The organism is Hymenobacter psychrophilus (genome assembly GCF_900107135.1).
Classification (GTDB): domain Bacteria; phylum Bacteroidota; class Bacteroidia; order Cytophagales; family Hymenobacteraceae; genus Hymenobacter; species Hymenobacter psychrophilus.
The window spans coordinates 92,525-113,283 of record NZ_FNOV01000006.1 but is presented as its reverse complement, the minus strand read 5'-3'; the positions used below and the strand labels follow the sequence as shown (position 1 = coordinate 113,283).

Annotated in this window: 21 protein-coding genes; 13 read left to right on the top strand and 8 right to left on the bottom strand. The window is 60.5% G+C overall.

Going from position 1 to position 20,759, the window contains the following annotated elements; all coding sequences use genetic code 11:
- Window positions 1–175: 175 nt before the first annotated feature.
- Window positions 176–1,228, bottom strand: coding sequence for a bifunctional diaminohydroxyphosphoribosylaminopyrimidine deaminase/5-amino-6-(5-phosphoribosylamino)uracil reductase RibD (gene ribD / locus BLW21_RS10500; RefSeq protein WP_092739755.1), 1,053 nt, complete (start codon window positions 1,226–1,228; stop codon window positions 176–178).
- An 87-nt stretch (window positions 1,229–1,315) separates the two neighbouring features.
- Here ribD and prmC point away from each other — a divergent pair, with 87 nt between their 5' ends.
- The 9 genes from prmC (at window position 1,316) to BLW21_RS10460 (ending at window position 10,216) form a co-directional block, all read left to right on the top strand.
- The gene (gene prmC, locus BLW21_RS10495; RefSeq protein WP_092739753.1) at window positions 1,316–2,191 is read left to right on the top strand and encodes a peptide chain release factor N(5)-glutamine methyltransferase; all 876 of its coding nucleotides are present in this window, start codon (window positions 1,316–1,318) and stop codon (window positions 2,189–2,191) included.
- Between the two features lie 156 nt (window positions 2,192–2,347).
- The gene (locus BLW21_RS10490) at window positions 2,348–2,944 is read left to right on the top strand and encodes an acyltransferase (protein WP_092739751.1); all 597 of its coding nucleotides are present in this window, start codon (window positions 2,348–2,350) and stop codon (window positions 2,942–2,944) included.
- A gap of 64 nt (window positions 2,945–3,008) precedes the next feature.
- Complete coding sequence (locus tag BLW21_RS10485) at window positions 3,009–4,307, top strand: nucleotide sugar dehydrogenase (RefSeq protein WP_092739749.1); 1,299 nt, start codon at window positions 3,009–3,011, stop codon at window positions 4,305–4,307.
- 100 nt (window positions 4,308–4,407) lie between these two features.
- Complete coding sequence (gene galE / locus BLW21_RS10480) at window positions 4,408–5,427, top strand: UDP-glucose 4-epimerase GalE (RefSeq protein ID WP_092739747.1); 1,020 nt, start codon at window positions 4,408–4,410, stop codon at window positions 5,425–5,427.
- 168 nt (window positions 5,428–5,595) lie between these two features.
- On the top strand, window positions 5,596–6,648 hold the full coding sequence (gene rfbB / locus BLW21_RS10475; protein WP_092739745.1) for a dTDP-glucose 4,6-dehydratase: 1,053 nt from the start codon (window positions 5,596–5,598) through the stop codon (window positions 6,646–6,648).
- Between the two features lie 162 nt (window positions 6,649–6,810).
- Entirely contained in the window at window positions 6,811–7,302 is a 492-nt protein-coding gene (locus BLW21_RS21155; RefSeq protein WP_139255170.1) for a hypothetical protein, read from the top strand.
- A gap of 91 nt (window positions 7,303–7,393) precedes the next feature.
- Window positions 7,394–8,401: an SDR family oxidoreductase gene (locus tag BLW21_RS10470; RefSeq protein WP_092739743.1), complete on the top strand. Its 1,008-nt coding sequence runs from the start codon at window positions 7,394–7,396 to the stop codon at window positions 8,399–8,401.
- Window positions 8,402–8,553: 152 nt separating this feature from the next.
- Entirely contained in the window at window positions 8,554–9,426 is an 873-nt protein-coding gene (gene rfbA / locus BLW21_RS10465; protein WP_092739741.1) for a glucose-1-phosphate thymidylyltransferase RfbA, read from the top strand.
- A 253-nt stretch (window positions 9,427–9,679) separates the two neighbouring features.
- Entirely contained in the window at window positions 9,680–10,216 is a 537-nt protein-coding gene (locus BLW21_RS10460) for a hypothetical protein (protein ID WP_092739739.1), read from the top strand.
- A gap of 114 nt (window positions 10,217–10,330) precedes the next feature.
- Here BLW21_RS10460 and BLW21_RS10455 read toward each other — a convergent pair whose 3' ends face one another.
- The 5 genes from BLW21_RS10455 to BLW21_RS10435 form a co-directional block, all read right to left on the bottom strand.
- Window positions 10,331–11,887: a hydroxymethylglutaryl-CoA reductase gene (locus tag BLW21_RS10455; protein WP_092739737.1), complete on the bottom strand. Its 1,557-nt coding sequence runs from the start codon at window positions 11,885–11,887 to the stop codon at window positions 10,331–10,333.
- A 92-nt stretch (window positions 11,888–11,979) separates the two neighbouring features.
- On the bottom strand, window positions 11,980–12,510 hold the full coding sequence (locus tag BLW21_RS10450) for an energy transducer TonB (protein WP_092739735.1): 531 nt from the start codon (window positions 12,508–12,510) through the stop codon (window positions 11,980–11,982).
- Window position 12,511: 1 nt separating this feature from the next.
- Window positions 12,512–12,958 carry an energy transducer TonB gene (locus BLW21_RS10445; protein WP_092739733.1) on the bottom strand — a complete coding sequence of 149 codons (447 nt, stop codon included), beginning with the start codon at window positions 12,956–12,958 and terminating at the stop codon, window positions 12,512–12,514.
- Window positions 12,951–13,733 (bottom strand): energy transducer TonB, encoded by a 783-nt coding sequence (locus tag BLW21_RS10440; protein ID WP_092739731.1) that lies wholly within the window; start codon window positions 13,731–13,733, stop codon window positions 12,951–12,953. The genes BLW21_RS10445 and BLW21_RS10440 overlap by 8 nt, the downstream gene beginning before the upstream one ends.
- 67 nt (window positions 13,734–13,800) lie before the next feature.
- The gene (locus BLW21_RS10435) at window positions 13,801–14,601 is read right to left on the bottom strand and encodes a WG repeat-containing protein (RefSeq protein ID WP_139255169.1); all 801 of its coding nucleotides are present in this window, start codon (window positions 14,599–14,601) and stop codon (window positions 13,801–13,803) included.
- 224 nt (window positions 14,602–14,825) lie between these two features.
- On the opposite strand from BLW21_RS10435, the gene BLW21_RS10430 reads away from it, so the two are divergent.
- Together BLW21_RS10430 and BLW21_RS10425 are read left to right on the top strand one after the other, a co-directional pair.
- Window positions 14,826–15,641 (top strand): phytanoyl-CoA dioxygenase family protein, encoded by an 816-nt coding sequence (locus BLW21_RS10430; RefSeq protein WP_092739727.1) that lies wholly within the window; start codon window positions 14,826–14,828, stop codon window positions 15,639–15,641.
- 153 nt (window positions 15,642–15,794) lie between these two features.
- Entirely contained in the window at window positions 15,795–16,574 is a 780-nt protein-coding gene (locus tag BLW21_RS10425; protein ID WP_092739725.1) for an SDR family NAD(P)-dependent oxidoreductase, read from the top strand.
- Between the two features lie 133 nt (window positions 16,575–16,707).
- On the opposite strand, the gene BLW21_RS10420 is transcribed toward BLW21_RS10425, so the two are convergent.
- Window positions 16,708–17,403: a phosphatase PAP2-related protein gene (locus tag BLW21_RS10420; RefSeq protein ID WP_092739724.1), complete on the bottom strand. Its 696-nt coding sequence runs from the start codon at window positions 17,401–17,403 to the stop codon at window positions 16,708–16,710.
- A gap of 139 nt (window positions 17,404–17,542) precedes the next feature.
- On the opposite strand from BLW21_RS10420, the gene BLW21_RS10415 reads away from it, so the two are divergent.
- On the top strand, window positions 17,543–18,865 hold the full coding sequence (locus BLW21_RS10415) for an amidohydrolase (protein WP_175470927.1): 1,323 nt from the start codon (window positions 17,543–17,545) through the stop codon (window positions 18,863–18,865).
- A 142-nt stretch (window positions 18,866–19,007) separates the two neighbouring features.
- Window positions 19,008–19,883 carry an ATP-grasp domain-containing protein gene (locus BLW21_RS10410; RefSeq protein WP_092739722.1) on the top strand — a complete coding sequence of 292 codons (876 nt, stop codon included), beginning with the start codon at window positions 19,008–19,010 and terminating at the stop codon, window positions 19,881–19,883.
- Window positions 19,884–19,952: 69 nt separating this feature from the next.
- Here the strand turns inward: BLW21_RS10410 and BLW21_RS10405 are convergent, their stop codons facing one another.
- On the bottom strand, window positions 19,953–20,744 hold the full coding sequence (locus BLW21_RS10405) for an SDR family oxidoreductase (RefSeq protein WP_092739720.1): 792 nt from the start codon (window positions 20,742–20,744) through the stop codon (window positions 19,953–19,955).
- Window positions 20,745–20,759 lie beyond the last annotated feature (15 nt).

Below are 20,759 nucleotides of genomic sequence, written 5' to 3'. Positions count from 1 at the left end.
TGGCTATTAGCTGTTAGCTCGTCTCAAAAAGCAAAGCCCCTGCCGGCTCTTTTCCTGCTAAGGATGAGGGCCGGCAGGGGCTTTTGTGCTACTGATTGCTGCTAACGAGTTGGGACTGCTTGGGACTGCGCGCACGACGGGCGGGGCTTAATTTCCGTTCCTACAGCACGACCAGCTATTGAGCGGCTCTCAGAAAAACGAACACCTCATCCTCGCCCAGCCGGAACTGCTCGTGCAGGCCGCACAAACCTATTTTGGGCGCGGGCACGCCGCCGCCAAGTCGCTTGGTGGCCCGAATAACGCGGGCTTCGTCCCAAAGGCCATCTTTGAGCAGCGAGTTGAGTACCGTGGTTCCGCCCTCCACCAGCACCGACTGTATCTGCCGCTGGTGCAGGTGGCGCAACATCTGCGGGAACAGGTCCTCGGCTTCCGAAAGTACTATGAACTCGACGTTGGGGCGGCTGCCCCGCTCGCGGTAAGTAAACACCAGCGTCGGCTGGGTGCCGTCGAAGAGGGAATGGGTGGGCGGTAAACTCAGGTTTTTGTCGATTACCAAGCGGAGGGGGTTTTGTCCGGGCCATTCGCGCACATTCAGGCGGGGATTGTCGTGCAATGCCGTGCGCGTGCCCACCAGAATGGCCTGCTCCTCGGCCCGCCACTGATGCACCGCAACCCGGCTCTGCTCGCCGCTGATGGGCACCGACTGATAGTAGGGCCCGGCCAGGTAACTATCGGCCGTTTCGGCCCACTTGAGCACCACGTAAGGTCGCTGCTGCTCCTGGGCCATGAAGAAACGCCGGTTCAGCCAGCGGCCTTCGGCTTCCAGCACCCCGGTTTCTACCCGAATGCCCGCCTCGCGCATCTTCGCGATACCCCGGCCGGCTACCAGTGGGTTGGGGTCGGGGTTACAGATAACAACTTCGGCCACCTGCCTGGCGATGAGCAAATCGGCGCAGGGGGGCGTTTTGCCGTGGTGGCTGCATGGTTCGAGCGTAACGTACACCCGGCTTTCAGGCAGTAGCCCGGGCTCCTTAACGCTATTGATGGCGTTTACTTCGGCGTGGGGCCCGCCGTACTGCCGGTGCCAGCCCTCCCCGATAATGCGGCCTTCGTGGGTGATAACGCAGCCCACCAGCGGGTTGGGCCGGGCATATCCGGTGCCGAGCCGGGCCAGATCGAGGGCGCGGCGCATCATCAGCAGGTCGAAATCGGGGGTAGGCGGAAGCATAAGCGGTAAAGGCAGGAGTAGGAGGTGAAGATACGCGGCCGGCCTGAATGGGGCCGGTGGTCGGGGCAGAGGCCGTACTTTTACCCCATGCCCACGCTCCGCCAACTCACCGCCGACCTTAGCACCGCCCTGCAGGCAATTTACGAAACCCCGGAAGCCGAGGCTATGACCGGCCAACTGCTCGAGCACCTGCTCGATCTGACGCCCCTGCAGCGCCGCACGCGGACCGATGAGCCGCTTGGGGAAGACATCCGGTTGGCTGCGCTGCCCGGAATGCAGGCGCGGCTGCTGCGCCACGAGCCGCTGCAGTACGTGCTGGGTACGGCCCATTTCGCCGGCCTGGAACTGGAAGTAACGCCCGCCACCCTCATTCCGCGCCCTGAAACGGAGGAGTTGGTGGAGTTGATTGCGCGCGAGCAGCAGGAGGGGCGCACCGGTCTGCAGGTGCTGGATGTGGGCACTGGCTCGGGCTGCATCCCGCTGGCGCTGGCGGCGCGCCTGCCCGGTGCTCGGTTCACGGCCGTCGATGTATCCGCTGAAGCCCTGGCGGTGGCCCGGCGCAATGCGGTGCGCTGCGGCGTAACTATCGATTTTCAGCAGGTGGATATTCTGGCTGCCGTGCCTGTTCTGGCCGGGCCGCTGGATGTGCTGGTGAGTAACCCGCCCTATGTGCTGGAGAGTGAGCGGGCCCTGATGCGGCCCAATGTGCTGGCCTATGAACCCGCTACTGCCCTGTTCGTTCCCAACCACGACCCGCTGCTGTTCTACCGTCGCATTGCCCAACTGGGCCGGGCGCTGCTGGGGCCCGGTGGGGTGCTCTACTTTGAAATCAACGAGCAGTTTGCCGCCGAAACCGAGGGGCTGTTGCGCGGGCTGGGCTACGCGGCTGTAGTAAGCCACGAGGATATTTTCGGCCGGGCCCGCCTGGTGCGAGCCACCTGGACGGGGGCACTTACAGGCTAGAAAATGGAGCAGCCGGGGTATGAGACGCCCCTTTGGCGACCTGCTTTCGGTGCCTGACCCGCTGAGCTGTAAACCGCTCAGGTTTTTAAGGTAGAAAACTTCCCCGCCCAAAGCCTTACCTTTGCCGGCTCAATTATTGCCGGCCCCGCCTGCCCTATGCCCGAAACGCCACCCGCCTACTACGCCCACCCGACTGCCATCCTCGACGAGGGGTGTCGTATCGGGGCAGGGTGCCGCATCTGGCACTTCTGCCACGTAAGCGCCGGGGCAGTGCTGGGCGCAGGTTGTAACCTGGGCCAGAACGTTTTCGTAGCCGATGGCGTGCGCCTGGGCCGTAATGTAAAGGTACAGAACAACGTGAGCCTCTACGCCGGTGTAGAGTGCGCCGACGACGTATTTGTGGGCCCTTCCGTAGTGTTTACCAACGTGCGCAACCCTCGCGCCGCCGTACCCCGCCGCGGTGATGCCCACTACCAGCCCACCCGCCTCGGACGAGGCGTGAGCATCGGGGCCAACAGCACCGTGGTATGCGGCGTGGTGTTGGGCGAGTATGCCTTCGTGGGGGCCGGCTCGGTAGTAACGCGCGACGTACTGCCCTATGCCTTGGTGTATGGTAATCCGGCCCGCTCCCGCGGCTGGATGAGCACGCACGGTCACCGGCTGGCCTTCGATGACGCCGGCCGCGCCACCTGCCCCGAAAGCCAGCAGCAGTATCAGCTTACCGATGGCCACGTTTCGCTACTCAGCAATTAGTGCCCGTTGTCAGAAAAACAGATAGCACCTCATTCCAGACCTCAAGTCCCCAAGACCCTATACCGTGTACGACCAACTAGTTAACAAGCAGGCCAAGCTGGCCGTTATCGGCCTCGGGTACGTGGGCCTGCCCATTGCGCTGGAGTTTGCCCGCAAAATCGAGGTTATTGGCTTCGATATCAACGCCAAGCGGGTGGAGATGATGCGCAACCACGTGGACCCGAGCGGCGAACTGGTGGCCGCCGATTTCGACGGTTGCGACATTGCCTTCACTGACTCGCTCGACGTGCTGCGCGAGGCCACGTTCTTCATTGTCGCCGTGCCCACGCCCATCGACGAGCACGCCCAGCCCGACCTGCGGCCGCTACTCGGCGCGTCGTCGTCGGTGGGCAAGGTGCTGAAAAAGGGAGACTATGTGGTGTTCGAAAGCACTGTATATCCCGGCTGCACCGAGGACGACTGTATTCCAGTGATGGAAAAACACTCCGGACTGAGCTTCGCCAACGGCGACTTCAAGGTGGGCTACTCACCCGAGCGCATCAACCCCGGCGACAAGGAGCACACGCTCAGCAGCATCGTGAAGGTGGTAGCTGGCTGCGACGCCGAGTCGCTGGAGGACATTGCCAAAACCTACGAGCTGGTGGTAAAAGCCGGCGTACACCGGGCCAGCAGCATCAAGGTGGCCGAGGCCGCTAAAATCATCGAAAACACCCAGCGCGACGTGAACATTGCGCTGATGAACGAGCTGTCGATGATTTTCGACCGCATGAACATCAACACTTACGAGGTGCTGGAAGCAGCCGGTACGAAGTGGAATTTCCTGAAGTTCTCGCCCGGTCTGGTGGGTGGCCACTGCATCGGCGTCGACCCGTACTACCTTACCTACAAGGCCAAGGAGCTGGGCTACGATGCCAAGGTGATTCTGAGTGGCCGCACCACCAACGACAACATGGGCGCCTACATCGCGCGCAAAACCGTGCAGATGATTATCAAGAAGGGCAAGGACGTGGCCAAGAGCCGCGTGCTGGTAATGGGCGCGACCTTCAAGGAAAACGTGGAAGACATTCGCAACTCCAAAGTCGCCGATGTGATTCAGGAGTTGAAGAACTTCTCGGTGAATGTGGACATTGTAGACCCGCACGCTGACTCCGACGAGCTGTTTCACGAGTACGGCTTCCGCCTGACGCCCGCCGCCGACGTGCGTACCGACTACGACGCCGTAGTGGTGGCCGTGAGCCACCAACCCTACACCGAGCACGACGAAGCCTACTTCCAGTCCATCACGTCGGACAATGCCGTGCTGGTCGACATCAAGGGCCTGTTCCGCGGCAAGGTGCAGGAAATGCAGTACTGGAGCCTGTAAATATTCAGCTGTTAGCTGAGAGCTATCGGCTGTTAGCTTCCGTGGGGAGGCCCAGCCGATAAGCCAACAGCTAAGAGCTCTCAGCTAACAGCTAAAGACAATGCAAAAGATACTGGTAACGGGCGGAGCAGGCTACATTGGTTCGCACGCGGTGGTTGAGTTGTATCAGGCCGGTTTTCAGCCGGTCATTGTGGATAACTTCGTCAACTCCCAAGAGTCGGCCCTGGCTGGCGTGGAGGAAATTCTGGGGGTGAAAGTGCCGCTGCACCGCATCGACTGTAATGATGCGGAGGCGTTGCGCGCCGTGTTTGCCGAGGAAGGCAGCCTGCGCGGTGTCATTCACTTTGCAGCCTACAAAGCTGTGGGCGAGTCGCTGGAAAAGCCGCTGGAGTACTACCAGAACAACGTGGGCTCCTTGCTGACGCTGCTGACGGTGATGCGCGAGTTCGGCGTGGAAGCCTTAGTGTTCTCCTCTTCCTGTACCGTATATGGCGTGCCCGACGCGCTGCCCGTAACCGAGCAAACGCCCACCAAAACGGCCAGCTCGCCCTACGGCGCTACCAAACAGATGTGCGAGGATATCCTGCGCGACGTGGCTGCCGCGCCGGGTAACACGCTGCGTACCATTCTGCTGCGCTACTTCAACCCCATCGGGGCGCACGCTTCGGCTAAGATTGGGGAGCTACCGTTGGGCGTGCCTCAAAACCTGATTCCGTACGTGACGCAGACGGCCGCCGGTATCCGCGAGCAGCTAACCGTGAACGGCGACACGTACGACACGCCCGATGGTACCAACATCCGCGACTACGTGCACGTGGTGGATCTGGCCAAGGCGCATGTGGTGGCCGTGCAGCGCTTGCTCGACCAGCAGGGTGACACGGTAGAAACCTTCAACGTGGGTACCGGCCGCGGCAACTCGGTGCTGGAAGTGGTGCAGGCTTTCGAGCGGGCCACGGGCGTCAAGCTCAACTACAAAATTGGCCCGGCCCGCGCCGGCGACGTACCGGCCATCTACGCCGACGTCACCAAGTCGGTGGAAACCCTTGGTTTCCAGACCTCCACTTCCCTTGAAGAGGCGCTGGCCAGTTCCTGGAAGTGGCAGCTTGCTTTAGGTAAATAAATGAAAAAGGATGTGTCATGCTGAGCGAAGGCGGAGCCGTAGTCGAAGCATCTCGCGTGCAGTAGTAACTCTGTCGTTTTGTTACCATTGCAGAGCCTGCACGCGAGATGCTTCGACTACGGCTCCGCCTTCGCTCAGCATGACACCGTTCTATAAATCAATAAGACCATGAAAATCATCATCACCGGCGGGGCCGGCTTCATCGGGTCGCACGTGGTGCGCCTGTTCGTGACCAAGTACCCGGAGTACCAGATTCTGAACCTGGATGCGCTGACCTATGCCGGCAACTTGGAGAACCTGCGCGACGTGGAAACCGCGCCTAACTACCGCCTGGTAAAAGGTGACATCACCGACCAGGCCTTTGTGGACGAGCTGTTCGCCCGTGAGGAGCCCGACGCCGTGATTCATTTGGCCGCTGAGAGCCACGTAGACCGTAGCATTACCGACCCGCTGGCTTTCGTGAAGACCAACGTGCTGGGTACTGTGCATCTGCTGAACGCCGCCAAAAACCTGTGGAAGCCGCTGGGCTACGAGGGCAAGGTGTTCTACCACGTGAGCACCGACGAGGTGTACGGCTCGCTGGATTTCGGCCCCGAAATGTTCACCGAGGACACCAGTTACGACCCCCGCTCGCCCTACTCGGCCAGCAAGGCGGCTTCCGACCACTTCGTGCGGGCCTGGCACCACACCTACCACATGCCCATCAAGCTGAGCAACTGCTCCAACAACTACGGCCCCAACCACTTCCCCGAGAAGCTGATTCCGCTGGCCATCCACCGCATTCAGCACGGCGAGGCCATTCCGGTGTACGGCAAGGGTGAAAACGTGCGCGACTGGCTGTTCGTGAAAGACCATGCCACCGCCATTGATGCCGTGTTCCACAAGGGCACCGTGGGCGAAACTTACAACATCGGCGGCGTAAATGAGTGGGCCAATTTGGAGCTGATTCACCTGCTCTGCGACACGCTGGATGAGAAAACAGGCAAGGTGCAAGGCACCTCCCGCCAACTTATCAAGTTTGTAACCGACCGCGCCGGCCACGATTTGCGCTACGCCATTGATTCGAGCAAGATCATGAACGAGCTGGGTTGGAAACCGTCCGTTACGTTCGAGCAGGGCCTGCGTCAGACTGTCGACTGGTACCTCGAAAACGAATCCTGGCTCAACAACGTGACCAGCGGCGCCTACCAGGATTACTACCAGAAACAGTACAACCGCTAGGCCAGAAAGAGCGTCAGTATTAGAGCTTGTTGAAACAGCTCTAATACTGACGTTTGAGCCGTATTCAAAAAATGCGGTAAAGGATAAGATGAATGTGGTAAAAGCAAAGCCAACCTTTTGCTAGATGAAATATTAAATATTTAATATTTAATATTTGTTAATATGAAAAGTCAAATAAAAAAATTAATCATCTTTGCAATTTTTTCTTTTGGATGTAACAGAGCTGATTCTGATAATTCACAAGTTGATAATTCAAAATTATTTCAAACATCAAATGAATTGTCGCATAATTCGCTGGATATTCTGTTGAGTGTAGAAAATGAGAGTGTAAACAATTCCAAAATCACACTCTCTAAATGTAAAACAATTTATGATACTAATCTTAATCCTATAAAGTATATCACAATTTCAAATAATACGAGTAGATCAATAAATGGAATAGAAGCCCTTGCTGACAAAGAAGAGGAAAGAATTAAAATAAAAATACTGTTAGCGCCTAAATCTAGTAGATCAATCAGGAACTCCCTCATAAGCTGCTCTTCTTCTTTGACCGGTATTTTCTACGCAGATGGAGAGTATGAAAGTATAGCTTCCGCTGAATCCATACTTGGGATAAAAAAGAATAAACGTCCTAATACCTATCGGGTTAACTAATTTTAATGTAATTAATTGTAAGCCATTTATTTTCAATTAATTAAATATGTATTATTCTATTGATATTTGTACCTCTTAACACATTGAACTCGTGTACGAAACTCCTTTCCACGACCGGCCGCTTGATGATCTGGCGTTCCTCGTAACCGGCGGGGCCGGCTTCATCGGCTCGAACCTGGTGGAATACTTGTTGAAGTACGGCGCCAAAGAGGTGCGCGTGCTCGACAACTTCTCCAATGGCTTCCGCAAGAACGTGGCGCTGTTTGCTAACAACCCGGCTTTGCGCGTTATCGAGGGCGACATCCGGGACCGGCAGACCTGCATTGACGCCTGCCAGGGCATCGATGTGGTGCTGCACCAAGCGGCTCTGGGCTCCGTGCCGCGTTCCATCAACGACCCCATCACGAGCAACGACGTGAACGTGGGCGGCTTCGTGAACATGCTGGTGGGGGCCAAGGAAGCAGGCGTGAAGCGCTTCGTGTACGCGGCTTCCAGCTCCACCTACGGCGACCACCAAGCCCTGCCCAAAGTGGAGGACCGCATCGGTAAGCCCCTCTCGCCCTACGCCGTGACCAAATATGCCAACGAGCTCTACGCCGACGTGTTCGGCAAGACCTACGGCATGGAAATCATTGGCCTGCGCTACTTCAATATCTTCGGCCCGCGCCAAGACCCGAACGGGGCTTACGCGGCCGTTATTCCGCTCTTTATTGACGCCGTGCTGGAGGGCCGGCCGCCCCGCATGAACGGCGACGGGGGCCAGACCCGCGACTTCACGTTCGTGGAAAACTGCGTGCAGGCCAACATCAAGGCAGCGCTGGTCGACAGCAAGGAGGCCGTGAACCAGGTGTACAATGTGGCCGTGGCCGACCGCACTTCCCTCAACGACCTGTTCAACATCCTCAAGCAGGAAGCCGGCTCCAACATCGTACCCGAGTACGGACCCGACCGCGCTGGTGACATCCGCGACTCCCTGGCCGATATCAGCAAGGCCAACAACCTGCTCGGCTACCAGCCCCAGATCCGCATTCAGGAAGGTCTGCAGAAGACGCTGGAGTGGTTCAAAACCCACCAGGAGTTCATTGCGGAGCGGAATTAGTCGTTCGCCCCACCTGTCATCCTGAGCTTGCGAAGGATCTTATTGCGTTAGCACAAGTCGTTAGAACGATTGTCGTTCAGGCGTGATAGGATCCTTCGCAAGCTCAGGATGACAGACGTTATCCAATTCCCTAAGCCCCTAAGACCCTACTTATGAAAGGTATCATCCTCGCCGGCGGTTCCGGCACCCGACTGCATCCGCTTACCCTGGCCGTATCCAAGCAGATGATGCCGGTGTACGATAAGCCGATGGTGTACTACCCGCTGTCCATTCTGATGATGGCCGGCATCCGGGAAATCCTCATCATCACCACGCCCCACGACCAGGAGCAGTTCAAAAAACTGCTCGGCGACGGTTCCAAGTTGGGCTGCCGCTTCGAGTATGTGGTGCAGGAGGTGCCCAACGGGCTGGCCCAGGCCTTCGTGCTGGGCGCTGATTTCATCGGCCAGGATAAGGTGGCGCTGGTGCTCGGCGATAACATCTTCCACGGCGAAGGCATGGAAGAACTGCTCAAGAGCAACAACGACCCCCAGGGCGGCGTGGTGTACGCCTACCACGTGCACGACCCTGAGCGCTACGGTGTGGTGGAATTCGATGCCAACAATAAGGCGCTCAGCATCGAGGAGAAGCCCGCCACGCCCAAGAGCAATTACGCTGTACCAGGCCTGTACTTCTACGACAACGACGTGGTGCAGATTGCCCGCGACCTGAAGATGAGCCCGCGTGGCGAGTACGAAATTACCGACGTCAACCAGGAGTACCTGCGCCGGGGCAAGCTGAAAGTGGGCATTCTGGGCCGCGGCACCGCTTGGCTCGATACGGGTACCTTCGAGAGTCTGATGCAGGCCGGCGAATTCGTGCGCGTACTGGAGCAGCGCCAGGGCCTGAAGGTGGGCTCGATTGAGGAAGTGGCCTACCGCCAGGGCTTCATTGACGCCGACCAACTGCGCAAAATTGCTGAACCCCTGCGCAAAAGCGGCTACGGCGACTACCTCATGCGCCTGCCCGAGCAGCTGCTGATGTAGTTTTTCAGAGGTAAGCTACAAGAAGTGAGAGGTGAGATGCTTGCGCTGACGGTCCGTTTAGGCCATTAGCATAAGCGTCTCACCTCTCACTCTTACAAAGCTGTTGACAAAACACTTGCAAGCAATTAAAACGTCATACTTTCGCAAGCGGACGCCAGATGGAGCATGACGTTCTTTTGACTTTGCTTTTATAGCTCAGTTCCAAAAAACTCCGAGGCATGATTTTCGTGAGTCGCTGTTAAATCTCAATTCTATGAAAAAGCTTCTTTTTCTCGCGCCCCTGCTTGTGGCCTTTGCGCTGCTGGGCAGCTGCAAGAAAATCCTGGACCTGCTTGAATTCAACGTCGAAGACTCGCAGACGGTGGTGGTGCCCAGAACCCTGCCCCTGGGTTCGTTGGTGCCACTGCCGCCGGTTTCGGTGTCGTCGAGCAGCAAATCAACTTATGCCAACAATGGCACCACGGCCGACTACGTGCAGGACGTGACGCTCGATAACCTCACGCTCACCATCACCAACCCGGCCAGTCAGAACTTCAACTTCCTTAAGCGCATCGAAATCTATATCAGCACCGATGCCAACAGCCCCGACCAGTTCCTGCTGGCTTCCCTCGACCAAGTTCCGGCCAACGTCAGCACCATTTCCCTGACGCCCTCAAGCCAGAAGCTGGACCTGTTTCTGAGCCGGGACTCCTACACGCTCACGACCAAAGTGCAACTCAACAGCCTGCTGACCCAGGATGTGACCATCCGCGCCGATGAGCGGTTTAAAGTGAAAGCCCGCAAGCCGTAGCCTGGAAGTAAGAGGTAAGAAGTGAGAGGGTAGACTTTCGTGCTGAGGGCCCTGTTTTCAGGATGCCAGCACGAAAGCCTACCCTCTCACTTCTTACCTCTTACTTCTGAAAACCTACCGGTTGCGGCCGTACTGCTCGTGGCTGCTGACCCAGTCGGAGCTGCTGATGGCCGAGCCCAGGCTCAGCTCGCCGGCCAGCACCACGCCGGCCACTATTTCGGCGAACTTATTCACCGTGCCGCGGCCCACGCAGCCCAGCATCCGTAGGTACTCGTTCTGGGTGGCCAGGCCGGTGCCGCCGCCGTGGGTGGCCACAATAAGGCTCGGAATGGTGATGCTGATGTAGAGGTCTTTTTCGGGCGTGATTTCGGAGTAGAAAATGCCCGCCGACGATTCGCTGACATTGGCCACATCCTGGCCGGTGGCGATAAACAGGGCCGTGATGCCGTTGGCCGAGTGCGCCCCGTTGTTGTTGGCGCCCGACATGAATGCGCCCACGTTGCTTACCTGCCCGTGGTAGGCCAGCTGCTCGGGCGTCACGCGCATGCGCTGCTGCAGCAGGTTGCGCGGAATCACGGCCTCGGCTACCACGCGCTTGCCGCGGGTACGCATCACGTTTATCTGGGAAGCCTTTTTGTCGGTGGCGAAATTGGATTCGAGGTAGAAATGGCGCACCGGGGCGCCCTTGTAGTTCTCCAGAATCCAGGAGCAGGCGGCGAAGGTGGCGCGGCCCACCATGTTCTGGCCGGCCGCGTCGCCGGTGCTGTAGTTGAAGCGCAGGAAGGCAAACTTGTTGCTCAGGTAGGTGTCGATGTACTGCAGCTTGGCAATGCTGGAGGTGCTTTCGGCCTCGGGCCGGATGCGGCCGATTTCCTCCTCCACCCAGCGCCCAAAGTCGCGGGCCCCGCGGGCATCGTCGAACACGAACACCGGCGCCCGCTGCATGGCGTCGCCGATGACAGTGCATTTCACGCCGCCGCTGAGGTTGAGTAGTTGAATGCCGCGGTTGTAGCTGGCCACCAGCGTGCCCTCGGTAGTGGCCAGCGGAATCAGGAAGTCGCCCTGGGCGTGCTCGCCATTCACGTGCAGCGGCCCGGCCAGCCCCACCGGAATCTGGGCGATGCCCGTGAAATGCTCGCAGTTGCCCTGCAGGGCGTGGGCATCGAAGGAGTACTGCTTAAGGTGCTCGAACTGCTGGCCCGAGAACTCCTCGGCAAAGGCCTGACGCTTGCGGATGGCCTCGTCGGAGTAGTCGTCGTGGGCGTCGCGCGGGATCCGGGGACGGTTGTCGGGCTTGAGGATGATGCTGTCCTCCACTTCCACGTTCAGGTCGCCAAACGGATCGGCCGCAAACTGCACCTGAATGGTGTGCAGGCCCTCGGTGAGTTGCTCGGTAGCCAGATAAAACGTGGCCGACTGGCCCACTGGCAGCGTGAAGCCCGCGCTGTCGGCGTTGAACACCACGGCCGGCCGCACGTCGCCTTCGCCCAAGTCAATCGCAATTTCGCTGATGCCCAGCCGCACGTCGTCGATCTGCACGTGGTCGATGCGGGTGATGCGCACCGTATCGAGGCGGTTTTTGATGCTGAAGGCCACGCCCTCGGGCGTGTTGCGCAGGCTGCCGCGGGTGTAGAGCAGCTTCAGCAGCATGGGGCTGGGCGTGAAAACCATGGGGGTGGGCGTTAGGAGGTTGGGATTCGGAAGGGGTAAAATAGAAATGTTTTCGGTTATAAGCTTGACGGTAGCGCGGAAAGTCACGATACCTATTGTATCCAGAACGTAACGGGCACGACCATTTCGTGGGGCCGGGCTTTTCCGCTGCAGACTGCCGGAGTGAGATGACCGCTCAATAACTGCACGACCCGCAACGCCTCGGCGTCGAAGAGTGGATGCAGCTTGTTCAAGACCTTTGCCCGGTAAACCTGGCCATCGACGCCCACGATGAAGGAAACGAATAACCGCCCATCAATACACAACCGAGGGTTGGGCCAGCGTAGATTTTGCTGGATAAACAGCCCGAGGCTGTCCTTGCGGTTACGTGCTCGGTAAGTCGGCAGCTCCTCACAAATCATCACTGGCCCGCCATGCGCAATGGCCCAATAGGTTTCGGCCGTAATTACATCATAGAGGCCGTCATCTTCGTCCAGCACAACGGCAGGAGGATGGGCAGATTTGCTGTGTAGGCCGACTGTATCAATACCCGCCTGGGGCACCCGATAGGGCTCCACAACTTGCGCAGCGACGGGCAGGCCACTCAGCAGCAACAGGTACAGCAGTAACAGCCGGTTACGCATCTCACTTGACGCTGAAGGTGATGGGAATAGTCTGCTTTACAGCAATAGGCCGGCCTCGCGGGTCCAGGGCGGGGGAAAAGCGACCCAGCAGCCTGACGGCCCGTACGGCAATTGAGTCGGCCTCCGGGTAGAAAGCCTGCTGTACGATGACGTTCTGGACCTGACCGGTTTTGTCGATAGTAAACCGCACGAACACCCGACCATCTGTTTGAAGACCGGGCGGAAAGTGCAGATTTTTACCAATAGCCCGCATCATCCCATCCAGCCCGCCATCCTTATACACCGGAAACTGGCAGCTGTGGCAGTGCCACAACGGGTCGTCGCCCAAAAAGCCGAAAGGCAATGACGAATTCGTCTTTGTCGGGGCCACCTGCGCCACGGCAGACAAGCCACTCAGCAGCAACAGGCACAGTAGGTCTACAACTGTCAGCGAAGGAGGCCTACTCATCTCCGCCAAAACTGATGCGTACCGTATAGCTCACTTTCACTGTTCGTCCGTTTTGGCGGCCCGGAGTAAAAGGCGGCAGCAGGCGTACTACCCGAAGCGCCTCCGTATCGGCCGCCTCGTTTAGGCCTCTCAGAATATGAGAGTTAGTGACTTGTCCCTGCTCGTCAATCACAAACTTTACAAAGACTCTTCCTTCATAGAGAGCGTCTTTCGGTTGCCGCACTTGGCCAGCAATAAAGCGTCTCAGGTCCTCATTGCCACCACGAAAAACCGGCATCTGCTCCACATAGGTAAAGATTTCTTGTCCCGTTAAAGTCTTTACAGAGGTTTTAGGGTATTCATGCTCATAGAACACAAGGCCGCCATAGGTAATTAGTAGTGTGGGGGCTTGTTCCGGTGTATTGATAACCGGGGTCCTTGGTTCCGTCTGCACCGCCTGCCGCACCTGCGCCACCGCCTCCCGCCCCGACAGCCCCAGCCCGCATACCAGCACCAGCGCCACCAGAAACCGCCGCAGCTTCGGTCGTAGCGCGGGGCGGGCGGGCAGTGGGGCAGGCTGGTCGGCGGCCAGCTGCTCGGCCCGAAACCGGCCGCAGACCCGGCCGTCGGGGGCCGACTGAAAAGCGGCTTCCAGGTCGGCCGGGGTGGCCTGGGTGAAGTCGAGCACCGTCCGGTTGCAGTGGGCGCAGTGGCGGCCCCGGGCGGCGGGCGTCATCTGCGCCCAGTTTTCGGAGCAGGCTTGTAGGCGGACGTTGAGCAGGGGCAAGGGTAGCATGGCACGGCGACAAGTGGCTATCAATATACAACGCCGCTCCTGCTTAAGTATGCATTCTGGCGCCGGCCTATTTTGTGCTGGCCGGCTCGGTATCCTCCCAAAACTCGCGCCCCTCGGTGTCGATGTAGCCGAAGGCACCCGAGGGTGCCTGCACGCGGGCGACGCCGCCGAAGAAGGGCGCGGCCCGCAGGTAGCGCGGCTCGATGAGGCGGCGCCCTTCGGGGCCGAGGTAGCCCCAGCGGCCATTCCGGCGCACGGCCGGCAGCAGCGGGCTGCCGCCCCGGCGCACTGAATCGTACTGCACGGGCTGCACCAGCCGGCCCCGGTTATCGAGCACGCCCCATTTCGGGCCCTGGCGCACCAGCAGCAGGCCGTTGTAGTTGTCCTTTATTTCGTCGTAGATGGCCGGCACGCGGGCCGCGCCCACCGTGAAGCGGAAGCCCACCTTGCCATCGGGGCCGCGCACTACATCGCCCTGTTCGAGCGGGTCTTCATCCGTTGCTTCAAATGCCTCGGCCGGGGATAGCCGGCGGCCGGCGGGGTCGATGGCGAAGGTGTCGCCGTTGAGCTCCACGGTGGCCTGGTTGTTCCGGAAGATACCGGCCCGCGTGTACTGCACCGGCGTTACGGGGCTGCCGCTGCCATCGATGTAGCCGTACAGGTTGCCCATCCGCACCCAGGCCAGCTCGTCGGCGAAGGGGCCGGCTTCGTCGTAGTGGGCCGGCAGTACCAGCCGGCCGCGGCGGTCGGCGTAGCCCCAGCGGTTGCCCTGCCGGAAAGGCACCAGCCGGGCCTCGGCGGCCTGGGCCCAGGTCGCTAGCGGCAGTAGCAGGGCCGACACCAGCAGCAAAAGCAGCACTCGTTTCATGCGCGGGGTAAGGGATGAGCAGGCCCAGGCCTGGTCGGCTAAGATAGCTACTTTGATCAAACCAAAGCCAGCCAAACTGGTTGATTCACGCGCTCTTCACCCGTTGCGGGCCAGCTTGCCGGTTCGCGTCGGGCCAGCATCTGCCGGGCGTCGTTGAAACTAACCCGCCAGTCGGCGTATCTTTGCATCCGCTCAACTAAGCGGTGTTCAAGCCGCTTTCCCCTATGTCCTTATCCGTTCCTTACCCGCGCTTCACGCTGGCCGATAGACTGACGCCGGAGCAGCTGGCATTTTTTCATGAACACGGCTTCCTGCATTTCCGCGGCTTTGCTACCGCCGACACCGTGGCCGCCCTGCTGCGGGCATCTGAGCAGGTGCAGCAGCGCTGGCTGGCCGACGAGGTAAAGAAAGTAAACGGAGTGCCTATAAAGTATGGCCGCGACGTGGATGGCACGCCCATCGTACAGCGCTTCGCCTTCGCCTCGCACCACAACCCCGTACTGCACGAGTTTCTGCAGGACCCACGCTTTACGGCCTTGTTTTCGCTGCTGGAAACGGATGGCGGCCGGGTGGGCGAAAACGAAAAAGACGGCCTCGTTATCAACCACTACGTCAACGTCGATGGCTCGGAGTTCTCGCAGATGGGCTGGCACACCGACTCGCTGCGCGACGTGTTTTACGGCAAGAAAATCGGGCCCATGCTGAACGTAGGCGTGCACCTGGACGGCACGCCGGCTACCAACGGGGGCCTGCGGGTGCTGGCCGGCACCCACCGCCAAAACCTGCGCGACATCCTGTTCCGCAAGAAATACTACAAAGACGTGGGCCCCGACGAAAACGAGGTGGTTATCGAAACCGAGCCCGGCGACCTGACCGTGCACGACGGCCGCATGTGGCACCGCGTGGCGCGCTCGCCGCTGGTGGGCGAAGCCTCGCGCCGCCGGGTGATGTACGTGCCCATTCTGGCCGGCAAGTACGAGCCCAAGCACGATAACAGCCCCACGCCCTTCTACCTGCGTTTTCTGCACCTGGTGAAGTAAGGTGGTAAAACGGTAAGAAACGTTCTGCTGAGGACCGCGAAGAATCTCGCGTGCCAAAGTGATTCCCGGCGTTGAGTTACCATTGCAATAGTAGCACGCGAGATTCTTCGCGGTGCTCAGCAGGACGTTCTTCCATCATCTTTTCACTTCACCTTGAAAACTGCCCTTGTTACTGGTGGCTCGCGCGGCATTGGCCGGGCGCTGGCCCTGGAGCTGGCCCGCCGCGGCTACGACTTGCTGCTCACGGCCCGCTCGGCTGCCGACCTGGAGAAGGTGGCTGCCGAAGCGCGGCAGCTCGGCCGCGAAGCCCACCTCCTGCCGCTCGATTTGGCCGGCCCCAATGCCGCGGCGACGCTGGCCACCTGGGTCCAGGCCCAGCCCGGCGAGCTGACGGTACTGGTAAACAACGCCGGCTACGGCATCTGGGGCCGCTTCGAGGAGCTGCCGCTGGACGGCCAGCTGAACATGCTGCAGCTGAATATGCAGCTGCCCATAACGCTCACGCACCTGCTGCTGCCCACGTTGCACTGCGCCAAAAAGGCCTACATTCTCAATGTGGCCAGTACCGCTGCCTATCAGGCCGTGCCCACGTTCACGCTATACGCGGCCAGCAAGGCGTTTCTACTCAGCTTCAGCCGCGGCCTGCGCTACGAGCTGCGCGAAACCGGCGTTTCAGTCTGCTGCCTCAGCCCCGGCTCCACCGATACCAGCTTCACCGACCGCGCCGGCATGGGCCCCGAGCTGCAGGCCACGGCCAACCGGGTCTCCATGCTGCCCGAGCCGGTGGCCCAGGCCGGCATCCAGGCCCTGCTGGCCGGCGAGGCCGAAGTCATCCCCGGCGCCCTGAACAAAGTATCCGCCACGCTCACCCGCTTCGTGCCCAAAAGCCTGACCGAACGCATTGCCGCCGGCATCTACGAGAAGCATCTGTAAGCGGAGCAGGGAGAAGGTCAGAGCCAAAAAAAACGTGTCATGCTGAGCGCAGCGCAGCGGAGTCGAAGCATCTCTACCGCAATGGTAAACTCAAACACAGAGTTGGCATTGCGGTAGAGATGCTTCGGCAAGCTCAGCATGACTCCTTCCACGCCCACGCCCACGCCCACGCACTGCCCCGCCACGCCAGCCACACAAACAGCGGGGCGGCCAATACGTCGTAGGTGTAGTGGGCGTGTTGGATGAGGACCAGGGTGCCCACGGCCCCGGTAGCCAACAGCAGCAGCCGGCGGCGCAGGCCAGCGGGTACGGCCAGGGCCAGCAGCAGCAGCGTGGCGGTGTGGCCCGAAAAAAAGAGGTCTTTGGTGATGGGGGAGGGGGCAGCGTAGAACAGGTAGTCTACCAGCGGGTCGCGCAGCAGCACCAAGCCCGGCGGCGGCTCCAGCGGCAGCAGCCACAGCGTGGCGCAGCGCAGCAGTTGCAGCAGCAGATAGGCCCAGAGCGCCCGCAGCAGCAGCGCCGGCCGCGGCAGCAGCGTGGCTACTCCCAGCGCAATGCCCAGGTAAATAACCACAAAAGTGGCCCCCGATACATCGTGGGCCGGCAGCCAGACCAGTAGTGGGTCGGGCAGGTGGTAGCCGGGGCGCGCCTGCACCCAGGCAAAGTAGCGCGGCAGCTGGCTGGCCAGCGCCAGCAGCAGCAGCAGCACCAGCCCCAGTCGCGCCCGGAAGGCCGGCTGCCGCCAGGCCGTAGGCCAGGTAAGCGGCGCAGCGGGCCGGTTGGCAGTTGGGTTGAGGGCCGAGGCAACGGGAATATCGGGGGTGGACATGGCCGGCAAAAGTAGCGCAAAGCAGCCAGCGCCGGGTTGGTGTGTCGGGTAATTGCGTGGCTCGCACCGGGCGCTGTATATTGGCTGGTGGCCGCCAGCCCCGGACGGCCACCAGCCACCCTTACTCATTCTGCTGCCCATGAATAACTGCTACTCCATGGCCGCCGCGCTGGCCCTTACGCTTTCGGCCGCCAGCCCGGTCAGCGCTCAAAAAAGCAAGCCCGCCGCCGGCCTGACGGCCCGCGTGGCCCAGTTGGCCGAGCAGGAAAAAACGCAGGTAATTGCCTGGCGGCGCGACCTGCACGAGCACCCCGAGCTGGGCAACCAGGAAACCCGCACCGCCGCCCTGGTAGCCGCCCACCTGCGCAGCCTGGGCCTGGAGGTGCAGACGGGCGTTGCCCGCACCGGCGTGGTAGGCATTCTGAAAGGCGGCCGGCCCGGCCCGGTGGTGGCCCTGCGGGCCGATATGGACGCGCTACCGGTAACCGAAGCCTCCGGCTTACCCTTCGCCTCCAAAGTGCGCACCGACTACAACGGCCAACAGGTGGGCGTGATGCATGCCTGCGGCCACGACACCCACGTGGCCATGCTGCTCGGCGCGGCCGATGTGCTCGTCAAGATGAAACAAGACCTACCGGGCACCGTCAAGTTCATTTTCCAGCCGGCCGAGGAAGGCTCGTTGCCGGGCATGGAAGGCGGGGCGCGGCTTATGGTGAAGGAAGGCGTGCTCGAAAACCCGAAAGTCGATGCCATCTTCGGCCTCCACATTCAGGCCCAGACCGAGGTGGGCCGGCTGAGCTACCGGCCGGGCGGCGAAATGGCGTCGTCCGATGTGTTCAGCATCAAGGTGAAAGGCAAATCGGCCCACGGTGCCTACCCCTGGCTCTCGGTCGATCCGGTGGTAACGGCCGCCCAGATCATCCTGGGGCTGCAAACCATCGTCAGCCGGCAGGCCGAGCTGACCGAGGACGCCGTGGTGCTGACCGTGGGCATGGTACACGGCGGGGTGCGCAACAACATCATCCCCGAGCAGGTGGAGCTGACCGGCACCATCCGCTGCCTCAACAAAGGCATGCAGCAGAAGGTGTGGGCCGCCGTGCGCCGCACGGCCACCGGCATTGCCGAAAGCGCCGGCGCCACGGCCGAAGTCGACATCACCAACTACGCCCCCATCACCTACAACGACCCGGCCCTGACCACCCGCATGGTGCCCAGCCTGGAGCGCGCCGCCGGCCCGGCCAACGTAACGGTGCAAAAAGCCGTAACCGGAGCCGAGGACTTTGCCTTCTACCAGGAAAAAGTGCCCGGCCTGTTCGTGTTCGTGGGCGGTATGCCCAAAGGCACCAACCCCACTACCACCGCCCCGCACCACACGGCCGGCTTTTTCGTGGATGAAAGCGGCCTGACCCTGGGCGTGCGCACCCTGGCCACCCTAGCTCTCGATTATTTGAATGGAAAGTGATTTTTGAGCCGTTGGCTGACCGCTGACAGCTTCTGTTCTTTCAACCAACTGTCGTGTGCCTGCTCATTGGTTTTCATCACCATCTTTGCCTGTCAAAACCTCCGCTAATAGCTAACAGCTGTCAGCTAACAGCTCAAAATCAATGAATATTGCCCTTGTAACCTGCGAAAGCCTGGCCCAGTACGGTGCCCCGAATGTCGATGATGAGGACGCGTTACTTACCCGCTACCTGCGCGAGCAGGGCCACGAGGTGGAGCCCCGCATCTGGAGCAACCCGCTGGTGGAGTGGGGCCGCTACGATGTGGTGCTAATAAAGTCGCCCTGGGATTATTTTGATCGGGTAGAGGAGTTTCTGCACTGGCTCGATACCATGGAGCGCCAGCAGGTGCGCCTGCTCAATCCCGTGCGTGTGGTGCGCTGGAACACCAACAAGCGCTATTTGCTGGAAATGGAGCGGGCCGGCGTGCGCATTGTGCCTACCCGGCTGCTGCCCCGGGGCGAGGCCGTTAATGCTGCCGCGCTGCTCGAAGAAATGGGCCAGGAGCAGATTGTAGTGAAGCCCGCCGTGAGCGGCGGGGCTAAAAACACGTTTATCATCAGCCGCCACGAAACGGCCGTGCGCCAGCCCCAGCTCACCGAGCTGGTCGCGCACGAGGATTTTCTGGCCCAGCCTTTTCTGTCGCGTATTCAGGAGGAAGGCGAATGGTCGTTGCTTTATTACGGCGGTGAGTTCAGCCACGCAGTGCTTAAAACGCCCAAGTCGGGCGACTTCCGGGTGCAGCACTACTTAGGGGGCGCCATTGCGCCCCGCGAAGCTCCGGCCCACCTGCGCCAGGCCGCCGACCGCATCGTGCAGCAGTTCGCGCCCGGTTGCCTTTACGCCCGCGTCGATGGGCTTGACCAGGACGGCGAGCTGCTGCTCATGGAGCTGGAACTCATCGAGCCTTTCCTTTACCTCGCCTCCGACCCCCAGGCCCTGCCCCGCTACGAGCAGGCGTTGCGGCGGATGAGTGAGTAAATTAGTAAGCCGTTAAACCAGAACGGGTCATGCTGCGCATGACCCGTTCTGGTTTAACGGCTTACTAATTTACGAAAACCCGTTTACCGTGAACCCACCGTCTACGGCCAGGGTCTGGCCGGTGATGTAAGCGGCGGCGGGCAGGCAGAGGAAAGCCACGGCGGCCGATACCTCTTCGGGCTCGCCCACGCGGCCCAGCGGTGTGCGGTCGATAACACTACGGCGGAAGTCCTCGTTCTGGAGCACCGTTTCGGCCAGCGGCGTGCGGATGTACCACGGGGCCACGCAATTGACGCGGATGTTGTGGCTGGCCCACTCGACGGCCAGGTTGCGGGTGAGCTGCACCAGCGCGGCCTTGGTCATGCCATAAATGGCCCCGGTGCGCACGTGCGTGAGGCCCGCCACCGACGAGATATTGACGATGCTGCCCCCGCCTGCTGCCACCAGCCTCGGGTGCAGCCCCCGGCTCAGTTCCCAGGCCGAATCGAGGTTGGTGGCTAGTAGCTGCCGGTATTCGTCGTCGGTGTACTCGAGGGTGGGCTTACGGATGTTGGTGCCCACGTTGTTGATGAGCATATGCACCTGGGGCCAGCGTTCGGCTATTTGGGCCAGCAGGCCGGCGCGGCCGGCGGGCGTGCTCACATCGGCGGGCAACGCGTGGGCGGGCAGGCCCTGCTGCTGCCAGACTGCTACCTGCTGCTCTAGGGTAGCGGCGGTGCGGGCTACGGCTACCACGGTGGCACCCAGGGCCAGCAACTCGGCCGCTACGGCTGCCCCAATGCCTTTAGAAGCACCCGTTACTACCGCTATTTGGCCCGTGAGGCTCCAGCGAGCTTGATGAAGATTAGATGAAGTTTCCATGTATGTATCTTGAAA